Source organism: Actinophytocola xanthii (genome assembly GCF_001921205.1).
Classification (GTDB): domain Bacteria; phylum Actinomycetota; class Actinomycetes; order Mycobacteriales; family Pseudonocardiaceae; genus Actinophytocola; species Actinophytocola xanthii.
The window spans coordinates 212,902-225,052 of the sequence record NZ_MSIE01000001.1 but is presented as its reverse complement, the minus strand read 5'-3'; the positions used below and the strand labels follow the sequence as shown (position 1 = coordinate 225,052).

Below are 12,151 nucleotides of genomic sequence, written 5' to 3'. Positions count from 1 at the left end.
GGGGACGGTGTGAAAGATCCGGGTCGAACCCGGAACTCCCTCGGGGATCACCCCGACCCCACCCCGGGAGGGGTGGCGGGCCTCACTGTGGAGTTGTCAAACAGCGGAAGGCGGATCAGCGCCCGAGCGAGCGGGTCATGGCCTGACCAGAGCCGTGCCGGGGAACAGGGCGACCAGACAGGCGGCGGCGAGCATGCCCGGTCCGTAGGGAACCCCGTCCCGCCAACGGCGGGGTGAGGCGGCGCGCAGCAGCAGTGCCGTGGAGGCCGCCACCGCGGTGGCGAGCACCATGGCCGGCCAGCCCACGGCACCCAGCACCGCGCCCACGCTGCCCGACAGCTTCACGTCGCCGGCACCCAGCGACCCCGGTCTGGCCAGGTGCACCAGGGCGTGCAGGACGCAGTACGCGACCGCGCCGGTGAACGCGCTCGTGGTCAGCGTCCAGCCGCCGCCGGCGGTCGCGGCCACGACGGTCGCGGCCGCGAGCACGGGGTAGGCGGGCAGCGTCAACGCGTCCGGCAGCCGGCGGTGGCGCAGGTCCGTCGCGGTGAGCAGCGCGGCGAACCAGGTGAGTGCCAGCGGGACCGGCACCCACCACGCCGGGACCGACCCCGCTCCCATCCGCCAGCCGACGACCGCCCAGAGCAGTGCGACACCGCCGGCTAACCATCCGCTGTGGACGGTCGTACCGCGGCGCATCCGCGCGAGCAGCCGCTGGCCGGCGCACCCGGCGGCTGCTCCGGCGAGTGCGAGGAGGGTGCTGGCGAGAAGGTGGTCGGACATGCCTCCACGTTCACGGCGGGCCCGGGGCTGACGCAAGGACGAGCCCGAGCGAATGTGCCGTTCGTACGGGATTCGGCTCGGAAGCACCTGATCGGGTGACGGTCGGGGGACGTGACAGGATCAGCGGGTGTTGCGTTGGATCACCGCGGGGGAGTCGCACGGACCCGCGCTCGTCGCCGTGCTGGAAGGGATGGTGGCCGGGGTCGAGGTCACCACGTCGGAGCTGGGCGAGCAGCTCGCCCGCCGGCGGCTGGGCTTCGGCCGCAGCCCTCGGATGGGCTTCGAGACCGACGCCGTCGAGTTCCTGGGCGGCGTGCGTCACGGGCTCACCCAGGGCGGGCCGGTCGCCGTGCGGATCGACAACGCGGAGTGGCCGAAGTGGGAGAAGGTGATGGCGGCCGACCCCGTCGATCCCGACAAGCTGGCCGGCCTCGCCCGCAACGAACCGCTGACCCGCCCCCGCCCCGGCCACGCCGACCTGCCGGGCATGCAGAAGTACGGCTTCGACGAGGCACGTCCGGTGCTGGAGCGCGCGAGTGCCAGGGAGACCGCCGCGCGGACCGCGCTCGGCACGGTCGCCCGAGGGTTCCTGCGCCAGCTCCTGGGCGTCGAGGTGATCAGCCACGTGGTGTCGATCGGCAGGGCCGAGGCGCCCGAGGGGCCGACGCCCGGCCCCGGTGACCTCGCCGCCATCGACGAGAGCCCGGTGCGTGCCTTCGACCCGGCGGCGACCGAGGCCATGGTCGCCGAGGTCGAGGCGGTCAAGGAGGCCGGTGACACCGTCGGCGGGGTGATCGAGGTGATCGCCTACGGACTTCCGCCCGGGCTCGGCTCGCACGTGCACTGGGACCGGCGGCTCGACGCACGGCTCGCGGGTGCGCTGATGGGCGTCCAGGCGATGAAGGGCGTCGAGATCGGCGACGGGTTCACGACCGCGCGCCGCTGGGGGAGCGAGGCCCACGACGAGATCGACCGCGCGGACGGCGTCAGCGGGGTCAGCCGGCGCAGCAACCGCGCCGGCGGTCTCGAGGGGGGCATCACCAACGGCGAGCCCCTGCGGGTCAGGGTGGCCATGAAGCCGATCTCGACGGTGCCGCGGGCGCTGTCGACCGTGGACGTGGCGACCGGCGAGCCGGCGGTGGCGATCCACCAGCGCTCCGACGTGTGCGCGGTCCCCAGGGCCGGTGTGGTGCTGGAGTCGGTCGTCGGGCTGGTGCTCGCCGACGCGGCGCTGGAGAAGTTCGGCGGGGACTCCCTGACCGAGACCAGGCGCAACGCCGAGGCCTACCTCGAGGCACTGCGGGAACGGTGGTAGCGGAGTGAGCCACCTTGGAGGCGGACACGTGAGCGCGCAGGGGCCGGTGCTGATCCTCGTCGGACCGCCCGGCTCGGGGAAGAGCACGGTGGGCCGGCTCGCGGCCGAGCACCTCGGCGTCCCGTTCCGCGACTTCGACCACGACCTCGAACACGCGCACGGCCTACCCGCCGGCGAGCTCGTGGTGCGGCTCGGTCGGGAGCGGTTCCAGGAGGCCGAGCGGGAGCTGCTGACCGCGCTGCTGCCGGAGTTCACCGGGGTGCTCGCGCTGGGCGGCGGCACGCCGACGGCGCCCGGCGTGCCGGAGCTGCTCGCGCCGTTCCACGTGGTGTTCCTCGACGTCGACCTCGAGCACCTGCTGCGCCGGGAGGGCCTGGTCTCGCTGCACCCGTGGCTGATGCCCAACCCGCGCGCACACCTGCGGGAGCTGCTCAAGGCGCGCCGTCCCGTCTACACCGAGGTGGCCGCCGCGACGGTGCCCACCAGCGGCCGCGCGCCGGCGGAGGTCCTGGCGGACGTGCTGGCGACGCTGCCCGCGGCGACGGGCTGAGGCGCTCGTCGGAAACTGTCGGTGCCGGGCGGTAGACCTGACGCATGACCGTTGACCTGGACCGACGAACTGTTCTCGCCCACCGGATGAGTGCACAGGGCCTGGCCGGGGCCGCCTCCCCGGCCGAGCCGGACGAGCTGGACGTGTTGGCGATCGGCCTGCAGGACACTCCGGCCGGCTCGGCGTCGCTCGGTCTGCGCCAGCGGGTCCCGACCGGCGGTCCGGCTCCGCCGGGGCTGGCCCTGGTGCTGTCCGTGCGTGGCTCGCCGCACCTGCACCGGCGGGCCGACCTCCCCGCGGTCCGCGCGGCGCTGCGCCCGCGGGACAACGAGGCCCTCCGGTCGTGGCTGGGCGGGTACGGGGACGAGCTGATCGCCTCCGGCGCCGACGGACCCGCCCTGGTCGACCTGGTGGCCGCGCGGATGCGGGACGCCTTTCCCGGCGACACGGCGACCAAGGGGGAACTGTCCGCCGCGGTGACCCCTCTCCTGCCCGAGGTCGCCCGGCCGTGGTGCGAGAGTTGCGGGGTCGCGCACGTCGCGGAGGGGTTGTTCCGGCTCGGCACGCTGTTCGCGGGGGTGGAGCTGGTGCCCGACGACGGCCGGGTGATGCGGTTGCGGCTGGCGAGCGACGAGCCGACCGTCGCCGACGCCGGGGAGGAGGCGATGACGCTCCTGCTGCGCTCGTTCGTCCGGTTGGCCGGTCCGGTGGCGCCGGCCGATCTGGCCGCGTGGCTGGACACCAGGCCGGTCAAGGCCCTGCCGGTCTGGCTCAAACCGCACGTCGACGAGCTGGTCGACGAGTTGGTCCTGGTCCGGATCGATGGCGCGGAACCGCTGTGGGCGCACCCCGAGGCGGTCGCGGCCGAGGCCGGCGCGCCGCGGTCGGCCTCGGCGCGCCTGTTGCCGCCCCGGGACGCCTACCTGCTCGGCAACCGGGCGTTCCTGGTGCCGGACCGGACGGTGGCGAGGACCGTCTGGCGGGCGCTGGGCAGCCCCGGGGTCGTGGTGGTCGCCGGGGAGGTCGCGGGGACGTGGCGGCAGCGAGCGTCCGGGCGCACGCTGCGGATCGCGGTGACGGCGCACCGGACGCTGACGGCACGGCAGCGCGCCGACGTGGTCGAGCAGGGCGAGCTGGTGGCCGGCGTGCGGGGGCGCGGCGAAAGGACGGAGGTGGTGTGGGAGGAGTGAGGCGAGCGGTGACATGCTCACCCGGTGAGTGAGCGGGCGAACGCGGCCGGGACGGAACCGGTCCGGATTCGGGTGGCGACAGGCCGGCCCTACGACGTCGTGGTGGGGCGTGGGCTCGGGGACGAGCTCCTCGCGGCGGTCGCGGGGGCACCGAAGGTGGCGGTGGTGCACCCGCCGACGTTGGTCGAGGCGGCCGAGTCCGCCCGGGTGCGGCTGCGGGCCGGGGGCGTCGACGCGAACCTGGTCCCGGTCCCGGACGCCGAGGCCGGCAAGACCCTCGCGGTCGCGGGTGCCTGCTGGGACGCGCTCGCCGCCATGGGCATGGACCGCGGCGGGGTCGTCGTGGCCCTCGGGGGCGGTGCGGTGACCGACCTCGGCGGGTTCGTCGCGGCCAGCTGGATGCGTGGGGTACGGCTGGTGAACGTGCCCACCACGCTGCTCGGCATGGTGGACGCGGCCGTCGGCGGCAAGACCGGGATCAACATCGACGCGGGCAAGAACCTGGTCGGGGCGTTCCACGAGCCGAGTGCGGTGATCGCCGACCTCGACTCGCTGCGCACCCTGCCGGCCGAGGACCTGGCCGCGGGCATGGCCGAGGTGGTCAAGGGCGGGTTCATCGCCGACCCGGTGATCCTCGACCTGGTCGAGGCGGACCCGGGGGCGGCCCTCGACCCGGACGGCGACGTGCTGGCCGAGCTGGTGCGGCGCAAGATCCAGGTCAAGGCCGACGTGGTGGCGGCCGACCTGCGCGAGTCCAGCCTGCGCGAGATCCTCAACTACGGCCACACGCTGGGGCACGCCATCGAGCGCCGCGAGGGGTACCGGTGGCGACACGGCGCGGCGGTGAGCGTCGGGTTGGTCTTCGCGGCGGAGTTGGCGCGCCTCACCGGTCGGCTCGACGACGAGACCGCCGGGCGGCACCGGGCGGTGTTGGAGTCGATCGGGCTGCCCACCGGGTACGCCGCCGACGCCCTGCCCGAGCTGGTGGCGGCCATGCACGGGGACAAGAAGACCCGCGCGGGAAGGCTCCGGTTCGTGGTGCTCGACGGACTCGCCCGGCCGGGGCGGCTGGAGGATCCCGACCCCGAACTGCTGGCCGCCGCCTACCGCGCGGTGTCCTCGGGGGTCGGTGCCGAGGCCGGTATGGTGGCGCGCACTCCACCGGGCGCATGAGGAGTCGATCATGAGGGTGTTCGTTCTCAACGGCCCCAACCTGGGCCGATTGGGCACCCGGGAGCCCGAGATCTACGGCCACGGCACGCATGCCGACCTCGTCGAGCTGTGTGGGCGGACCGGCCGGGAGCTGGGGCTCGAGGTCGAGGTGCGCCAGACCGACCACGAGGGCGAGATGCTCGGCTGGCTGCACGAGGCCGGCGAGCACGGGGTTCCCGTCGTGCTGAACGCCGGCGCCTGGACGCACTACTCGATCGCCGTGCGGGACGCCTGCGCGCAGCTCACGGCGCCGCTGGTCGAGGTGCACATCAGCAACGTGCATCGGCGGGAGGAGTTCCGGCACCACAGCTACATCTCCGCCGTGGCCGCCGGGGTCATCGTGGGTCTCGGGGTGGACGGGTACTCGCTCGCCCTGCGCTGGCTGGCTGGCAAGGCAAGTACGGAGTGAGGACGCTTCGCACCGCGCGGCTGGTCCTGCGCCCCGTCGACGCGACCGACACCGCCGCGCTGACCACCCTGTTCGCCGACGCCGAGCTGAGCCGTTTCCACGGGGACGACCTGACCCTGCCGAGCGAGGTCGAGGCACTGGTCCAGCGGCGGCTCGACTACCGGGGGCCCAAGGGCACCGGCGACTGGGTCTTCGAGCTGGACGGCCGGCTGGTCGGCATGGGACACGTGCGTACCTCGCTCGAGCTGCCCGGGGGCATCCTCGAGTGCGGCTGGTACCTCGCGCGGGACCTGTGGGCCAGCGGGCTGGCCGAGGAGGCCGCGCGCGCGATCGTCGACTACGCCCACCACACGCTCGGCGTCCCGGCCGTGTTCGCGCTGGTGCACGCGGACAACACCCGCGGTCTGCGGTTCGCCCGGCGGATCGGGTTCCTGGAGGTCGGGCAGGGCGAGCACTACGGCGCGCCCCACCAGGTCATGGTCGGCCTGCCGGCAGCCTCATCCGGTGTCCACCACGTCGAGCTGTGGGTCGCCGATCTCGCCGCCGCGGAGACGTCGCTCGGTTGGCTGCTCGGCGAGCTCGGCTGGCACGAGTACCAGCGGTGGCCCCGCGGGGTGAGCTGGCGCCACGGCGCCTCCTACGTCGTCGTCGAGGACTCACCCGACCGGCGGGGTGACGCGCACGACCGGACCCGGCCCGGGTTGAACCACCTCGCCCTCCACGTCCACACCAGAGCGGAGGTCGACCGGGTCACCGCCGCCGCACCGGAGCACGGCTGGCGGCTGATGTTCCCCGACCGCCATCCCCACGCCGGCGGACCCGACCACTACGCGAGCTATCTGGAGAACGACGCGGGATTCGAACTCGAGTTGGTAGCCACCGAACACGCGGTGTGATCTCTACACTGGCCGGAGACCTCGGTGGGGGCAACGTTCGGAGGGTACGTCCACGATGCGCGTCACGCACCGTCGAAGACCGCTCGGCCGGCTCGTCGTGCCGCTCGTCCTGGCACTGGTCGCGAGCTGTACAGCCAGTGTGGCGTCGCCGCAGGACCACGGGGGTGCCGACCGCGACGACCGCGAGATCGACGTCGTTCCCGGCCCCGACGCCTCCCCGGCCGAGAAGCCCGACCAGGCCGTGCCGGATCCCCTGGTCCTCACCACGACCCGCGGCCGGGCCAGTGGCTCGACCATCGCCGCCGGCGGGGGCGACGCACCCTACAACTACGCACCGTCGCTGATGGTCGAGCGCGGCCGGTACCGCATGTGGTGGTGCAGCCAGCTCGGCATCGCCAACCCGCCCGGCGACGACATCCTGCTCTCCGAGTCCACCCGCCTCGACGGCGGCTTCCGCGGCCCGGACGGCAAGGCCGCGACGCCCATCTTCTCCGGCCGGCCCGGCGGGTTCGACGGCATGCACACCTGCGACCCCTCGGTCATCCGCGTCGCCGGCACCTACTTCATGTACTACACCGGGGCCGCGGGTGACCACGCGCACGGCAACGCCATCGGCCTCGCCACCAGCCCGGACGGCCGGGTGTGGACGAGGGCCAACGGCGGCCAGCCCATCGTTGGCGCGGCACGGGACGTCGACAACGGCAACACCTACGGCGCCGGCCAGCCCTCCGCGCTGTACCTCGCCGGCCAGTTCTACCTGATGTTCACCGACACCACCGGCGCCGGAACCGGGCACAACGGCGCGGGTCAGTTCGTCCTCCGGTCGCCGGACCCCAACTTCCAGCGGGACGTGCAGGCGCTCGGGCCCGGCGGGTTCCGGGACGTGCCGGACACCGGGGCACGGCTCCGGTCGATCGTCGACGCGTTCAGCGCGGACTGGATGTGGAGCGACTCGCTCGCCGCGTTCGCCGTCGCCCACGAGACGCGCGACGGCACGACGATCACCTTCTGGGACCTCGGCTTCCTCCACCAGCCCTACGACCCGGTGCTCGTGCCCGGCCCGTGGCGGGAGGGGCCTGGCCTGGTCCGCCGACCCGACGGGCACGCGCCGGTGTCGCTGGACGACCCGTGCGGCACGGTCCCCGTCGACCTCGTGCGGGCCACCAGGCAGGGCCGCTTCGGGCCGACCGAGCTGCGACGCTTCGGCGTGGACGTGCGCGGCTTCGACGCCTGTGCCGACGAGGGCCGGGCGCTGCTCGCGCTGGACGGCTTCGCGATGCCCTCGCCGCTGCGCACGATGGACCTCGTGGTGGACGGCACGCTCGTGCGGATCGACCGGCGGTCGGTCGCCGAGAAGCTCGCCGTGCGCGTCCTCGACAAGCCGATCGCGGCACTGGTCCGCACCGAGGTCGCCGCGCACCTCGAGCCTGGCGTGCCGGCCCGTCGGGCACCGGGCCGCGGCGTGGCGTTCCTGATCGACGACCGGCTGTGGCAGGTGCGCTCCGAGGAAGTCGCCGGGCTCAACTCCTCGGCCGTGCTCGAGGTGACCGACCAGGAGTGGGACGGCTTCCAGCGCGGTCCCGACTTCCTCGGGCCGCCCCGGTAGGCCTAGACCTCCGCGTCGTCGGTTCGGCGAGGACGGGCGATCCACCGGCCGGCGACCATCCCCGCGCCCGCCGGCACCAGCACGAGCAGCGCGGTGAACGCGGCGCCGCCGGTGAGGGCGGCGCCGAGATCGGCGACGCCGGTCTGGTCCACGAACACCGCCTTGCCCACCACGCCCAGCACCGCCGCGCCCCAGCCGGCGACCAGCCCGGCCAGCAGCCACGCCCGTCCGCGGTCGGGCACGTCACGCCACGTGTCCACCGCCGCCCACACCGCGGCGACGCCGACCAGGGCACCGAGCAGAACCGCCTCGAACAGCGTGCGGGAGGTCGGGTGGCGCACCCCGAAGTCGGTCCGCACCGTCTCCGCGACGGCGTGCAGCAGGGCCAGCGCCGCACCGCGCAGCAGCCAGGTTCGCATCGGCCCAGGGTAGGCGCAGCCGGGGGGTTCGCGTCGAGCCCGCGGTGTCGGACCGGTGGCCTAGAGTCGATTCATGCCCGACACGCACGCCCGGCGCCGCGCGGCGCTGCGTTCCCACCTGCGGGAGCGCGACCTGGACGCCCTGCTGGTGGTCGACCTGCTCAACATCCGCTACCTGACCGGCTTCACCGGCTCCAACGCCGGGCTGCTGGTGCACGCCCAGGACGACGAGCGCACGGTCTTCTGCACCGACGGGCGGTACCTCACCCAGTCCGCGCGGCAGGTGCCCGACCTCCGGCGGATCATCGAGCGGCCGTGTCCGCCGGCGCTGGTCGCGCACGCGGCGGCGGAGGGCTTCGGGCGGACCGGCTACGAGAGCCACCGGGTCACCGTCGACGAGCTGGACACCCTGCGGGCGGCCGGTGAGGTGGAGCTGGCACGCGCCTCCGGGCTTGTCGAGCAGCTGCGCGTGGTCAAGGACGACACCGAGGTCGAGGCGCTGCGGATGGCCTGTGCGGCGGCCGACCGGGCGCTCGCCGACCTCATCGAGCACGGCGGCCTGCGCCCGGGGCGCACCGAACGCGAGGTCGCGCGGGAGCTGGAGAACCGCATGCTCGACCACGGTGCCGCCGGGCCGTCGTTCGAGTCGATCGTGGCGACCGGGGCCAACTCGGCCGTGCCGCACCACCGGCCCACCGATGCCGTGCTGCAGAGCGGCGACCTGGTCAAGCTCGACTTCGGGGCCCTCGTCGACGGCTACCACTCGGACATGACCCGTACGTTCGTCCTCGGCCACGTCGCGGACTGGCAGCGTGAGCTCTACGACCTGGTCGCCACCGCGCAGGCGGCCGGGCGGGCCGCGCTGCGACCCGGCGTCGAGGTGCGGGCGGTCGACGCGGCGGCGCGCGGTGTGGTCGAGGACGCCGGCCGGGGCGAGGATTTCCTGCACGGGCTCGGCCACGGGGTGGGACTGGAGATCCACGAGGCCCCGGCCCTGGCGAAGACGGGTGAAGGTAGACTGTCCGCCGGTATGGCAGTCACCGTGGAGCCGGGCGTGTACCTGTCCGGCAGGGGCGGGGTCCGAATCGAGGACACGCTCGTCGTACGGGACGGCGATCCGGAACTTCTCACGCTGACGACCAAACAGCTCGTCGTCGTGTAGACCTTTGTCGCGAGTACAGGAGAGACCAAGCCCGTGGCTTCCACCAACGACCTGAAGAACGGCCTGGTGCTCAACCTCGAGGGCCAGCTCTGGTCCGTCGTCGAGTTCCAGCACGTGAAGCCCGGCAAGGGACCGGCCTTCGTCCGGACCAAGCTCAAGCACGTGCTGACCGGCAAGGTCGTGGACAAGACCTTCAACGCCGGCATCAAGGTCGACACCGCCACCGTCGACCGGCGCGAGATGACCTACCTGTACTCGGACGGCTCGGAGTTCGTCTTCATGGACGGCGAGACCTACGAGCAGATCCACATCAGCGCGGACGTCGTCAGCGACAACGCCCGGTTCCTGCTGGAGAACCAGACCGTCGTGGTCGCCACCCACGAGGACGCGCCGCTGTTCATCGAGCTCCCGACCTCGGTCGAGCTGGTCATCAAGCAGACCGACCCGGGTCTGCAGGGTGACCGGTCGACCGGCGGCACCAAGCCGGCGACGCTGGAGACCGGCGCGGAGATCCAGGTGCCGCTGTTCCTGTCCACCGGCGAGAAGGTCAAGGTCGACACCCGCGACGGTCGCTACCTCGGCCGCGTCAGCTCCTAGTGGGCGCGCGCAGCAAGGCACGCAAACGCGCGGTTGACGTCCTGTACGCGGCCGCGCTGCGCGACGGCGACCCGATCGCCCTGCACGCCGAACGTGCCTCGCTCGCCCAGCACCCGGCACCGGACGACTACGCCACGACGCTCATCGAGGGCGTCGTGGCGAACCGGGAGCGGATCGACGAGCTGCTGACCGAGCACTCCGAGGGCTGGACCCTGGACCGGATGCCGTTCGTCGACCTGGCGATTCTCCGGATGGGCGTGTACGAGCTGCTGTGGGCGCAGGACGTCCCCGACCCCGTCGCGATCGACGAGGCCGTGCAACTGGCCCGGTCGCTGTCCACCGACGACTCGCCGCGCTTCGTCAACGGCGTCCTCGGCCGCCTCGCCACGATCGCCGACCAGCTCCGCGCCACCCTGTAGTTGCTCGTTCCGTAACGAACCCAGTACGCACCGCTCTCCTCTCTGTCAGGATGAGGACTACGACGTGCGGTAGGACTGGGGAGGAACTGCACATGGGGGCACCTGGCAGTGGTCGTGAACCCGACTACGCCCTGGAACCGAGGGCTCTGGAGAACGGGATCGGGTGGTTTCTCGATCCGGTCATCGAGGGCCTGCGTGGGATCGATGGCCTGTACGCCGCCGCGCGTGACGAGGTGGTGGCCGCGCATGCGAGCGAGAGGCCAGGGTGGTTCGGCGGCGAGGGAACCGGGGAGGTGCGAGCCGCCAGCAGTTCCTTCCTGAACGAGGTGGCGTGGCAGCTGCAGCTGCTGGCCGGCGACCAGTCCGAGCTGCTCGCGTCCCTGCGGGACTACCGGTCGGTGCTGATTGGACACATCGCCTGGGCCAGGGAGACCGACGGGCGCGCCGCGGAGCGGTTTCGGGCTATCGAGCGCGACCTCGATGAGCGGGGGCGGTAGGGATGGCACTTCCGCCCGGCCGTTCCCCCGTCCCCGTACCCGGTATCAGCCCGACGACCGAACCCGAGCTCTACCGCGCCGCCGGCGAGCTGGCGGCCTGGATCGACTACCTGCTGGCGCCGGAGTCCCATGACGGGCCGCGGATCTACCGGCAGCGGGGAGTGTCGCAGGAGAGCCCGTCCGACCTGGAGATGCCGTTCCGGGTGACCAACCTGGACGCCCAGCCGCATCTCTACGACACCGTCTCGGTGATCGACGACTACGCCTCGGACCCCGCTGTCTTCTTCCGCGCCGCCCAGGCGGTCAGTGGCGTCATCGAACCCGTCATCGGGTCCACCTACGACAAGCTCACCGAGGGCTGTCTCACCTGGAGTCGGGTGGAAGCCGATGCGCGGGACCCTTCGGGCGTCGATCCGAAGAACCTCCCGGTGCATCCGCCGGTCACCGAGGTGCGCTACCCGGAGCTGCACCCAGCGAGACTGAACTGGATGCAGATGCGTTTCGGAGCGGGATGGATCGCGCCGGAGAACATGGCGGCGCACGAGTACGAGAACGACTTCATCCCGTTCCAGGTCTATACGGAGAACTGCGCGTACCGGGTCGCCGAGCATCTGGCGCGGTACCGGGCGGTGTTTCTCAAAGCCGGAGAGGACATCGCGCGGTTGATGGATGGGTTGACCGCGAGATTCGCGTCCCCGCCATCCCGAGAAGCGCCGGGTGCGGACTTCGATCTGCTGTCGATTGTGGTGACCGCGCTGGTGACGGCCGTGGCGACGGTGATCAGCGGCACACCGACCACCGCCGTGGCCCTGGGCGTGGTGGCCACCGAGGCCCTCGGCGAGGCGGTCAAGACAGCCGAGCCCAAGAAAGTGGTGATCGAGGGACACACACACCTGCGGGACAGCGCCCGGCAGTTCCTCGATGCCGTGGACAGCATCGAGCGGGAGGTGGCGGAGGCGATCATTCAGCTCCGGGACCACCTCCGTATCGAGCTGGACCGGATTCGCGAGCTTCGTCGCCACGAGGTGATTCCGGGAAGCGGTCGCACCTCCGAGGCGGTACCGCGCTTTCCCGAGTACATGGTCGACTTCTGATC

14 protein-coding genes are annotated in these 12,151 nt (G+C 72.7%); 12 read left to right on the top strand and 2 right to left on the bottom strand.

Annotation, left to right across the window (positions count from 1 at the left end; genetic code table 11):
* Positions 1-135: 135 nt before the first annotated feature.
* Positions 136-783: a prepilin peptidase gene (locus tag BU204_RS01130; RefSeq protein WP_075123589.1), complete on the bottom strand. Its 648-nt coding sequence runs from the start codon at positions 781-783 to the stop codon at positions 136-138.
* A 127-nt stretch (positions 784-910) separates the two neighbouring features.
* Here BU204_RS01130 and aroC point away from each other — a divergent pair, with 127 nt between their 5' ends.
* From aroC to BU204_RS01095, 7 genes are read left to right on the top strand one after another with little or no spacing between them, the layout of a single operon-like run.
* Positions 911-2,098, top strand: coding sequence for a chorismate synthase (gene aroC, locus BU204_RS01125; protein ID WP_075123588.1), 1,188 nt, complete (start codon positions 911-913; stop codon positions 2,096-2,098).
* Positions 2,099-2,126: 28 nt separating this feature from the next.
* Complete coding sequence (locus BU204_RS01120) at positions 2,127-2,648, top strand: shikimate kinase (protein WP_198942718.1); 522 nt, start codon at positions 2,127-2,129, stop codon at positions 2,646-2,648.
* Between the two features lie 44 nt (positions 2,649-2,692).
* Positions 2,693-3,838: a DNA glycosylase AlkZ-like family protein gene (locus tag BU204_RS01115; RefSeq protein ID WP_083660896.1), complete on the top strand. Its 1,146-nt coding sequence runs from the start codon at positions 2,693-2,695 to the stop codon at positions 3,836-3,838.
* Positions 3,839-3,862: 24 nt separating this feature from the next.
* Complete coding sequence (gene aroB, locus BU204_RS01110) at positions 3,863-5,011, top strand: 3-dehydroquinate synthase (RefSeq protein ID WP_075123585.1); 1,149 nt, start codon at positions 3,863-3,865, stop codon at positions 5,009-5,011.
* Positions 5,012-5,021: 10 nt separating this feature from the next.
* On the top strand, positions 5,022-5,459 hold the full coding sequence (gene aroQ / locus BU204_RS01105; protein WP_075123584.1) for a type II 3-dehydroquinate dehydratase: 438 nt from the start codon (positions 5,022-5,024) through the stop codon (positions 5,457-5,459).
* Entirely contained in the window at positions 5,456-6,355 is a 900-nt protein-coding gene (locus BU204_RS01100) for a GNAT family N-acetyltransferase (protein ID WP_075123583.1), read from the top strand. The genes aroQ and BU204_RS01100 overlap by 4 nt, the downstream gene beginning before the upstream one ends.
* A 55-nt stretch (positions 6,356-6,410) precedes the next feature.
* Positions 6,411-7,961 carry a glycoside hydrolase family protein gene (locus BU204_RS01095; RefSeq protein WP_075123582.1) on the top strand — a complete coding sequence of 517 codons (1,551 nt, stop codon included), beginning with the start codon at positions 6,411-6,413 and terminating at the stop codon, positions 7,959-7,961.
* Between the two features lie 2 nt (positions 7,962-7,963).
* Here the strand turns inward: BU204_RS01095 and BU204_RS01090 are convergent, their stop codons facing one another.
* Positions 7,964-8,380, bottom strand: coding sequence for a B-4DMT family transporter (locus BU204_RS01090; protein ID WP_083660895.1), 417 nt, complete (start codon positions 8,378-8,380; stop codon positions 7,964-7,966).
* A 73-nt stretch (positions 8,381-8,453) separates the two neighbouring features.
* On the opposite strand from BU204_RS01090, the gene BU204_RS01085 reads away from it, so the two are divergent.
* The 5 genes from BU204_RS01085 (at position 8,454) to BU204_RS01065 (ending at position 12,149) form a co-directional block, all read left to right on the top strand.
* Entirely contained in the window at positions 8,454-9,542 is a 1,089-nt protein-coding gene (locus BU204_RS01085; RefSeq protein ID WP_075123581.1) for an aminopeptidase P family protein, read from the top strand.
* A 33-nt stretch (positions 9,543-9,575) separates the two neighbouring features.
* Entirely contained in the window at positions 9,576-10,139 is a 564-nt protein-coding gene (gene efp, locus BU204_RS01080) for an elongation factor P (protein WP_075123580.1), read from the top strand.
* Positions 10,139-10,558: a transcription antitermination factor NusB gene (gene nusB, locus BU204_RS01075; protein WP_075123579.1), complete on the top strand. Its 420-nt coding sequence runs from the start codon at positions 10,139-10,141 to the stop codon at positions 10,556-10,558. Before efp ends, nusB begins: the two co-directional genes overlap by 1 nt.
* A 92-nt stretch (positions 10,559-10,650) precedes the next feature.
* Positions 10,651-11,055, top strand: a complete 405-nt coding sequence (locus tag BU204_RS01070; RefSeq protein WP_075123578.1) for a hypothetical protein — start codon at positions 10,651-10,653, stop codon at positions 11,053-11,055.
* Between the two features lie 161 nt (positions 11,056-11,216).
* Positions 11,217-12,149 (top strand): hypothetical protein, encoded by a 933-nt coding sequence (locus BU204_RS01065; protein ID WP_143229230.1) that lies wholly within the window; start codon positions 11,217-11,219, stop codon positions 12,147-12,149.
* Positions 12,150-12,151 lie beyond the last annotated feature (2 nt).

Bases quoted from the DNA above. Each gene is read 5' to 3' on its own strand.
- BU204_RS01085 (WP_075123581.1), top strand. From the start codon at position 8,454: ATGCCCGACACGCACGCCCGGCGCCGCGCGGCGCTGCGTTCCCACCTG.
- aroQ (WP_075123584.1), top strand. From the start codon at position 5,022: ATGAGGGTGTTCGTTCTCAACGGCCCCAACCTGGGCCGATTGGGCACC.
- BU204_RS01070 (WP_075123578.1), top strand. From the start codon at position 10,651: ATGGGGGCACCTGGCAGTGGTCGTGAACCCGACTACGCCCTGGAACCG.
- BU204_RS01090 (WP_083660895.1), bottom strand. From the start codon at position 8,380: ATGCGAACCTGGCTGCTGCGCGGTGCGGCGCTGGCCCTGCTGCACGCC.
- BU204_RS01115 (WP_083660896.1), top strand. From the start codon at position 2,693: ATGACCGTTGACCTGGACCGACGAACTGTTCTCGCCCACCGGATGAGT.
- BU204_RS01095 (WP_075123582.1), top strand. From the start codon at position 6,411: ATGCGCGTCACGCACCGTCGAAGACCGCTCGGCCGGCTCGTCGTGCCG.
- BU204_RS01130 (WP_075123589.1), bottom strand. From the start codon at position 783: ATGTCCGACCACCTTCTCGCCAGCACCCTCCTCGCACTCGCCGGAGCA.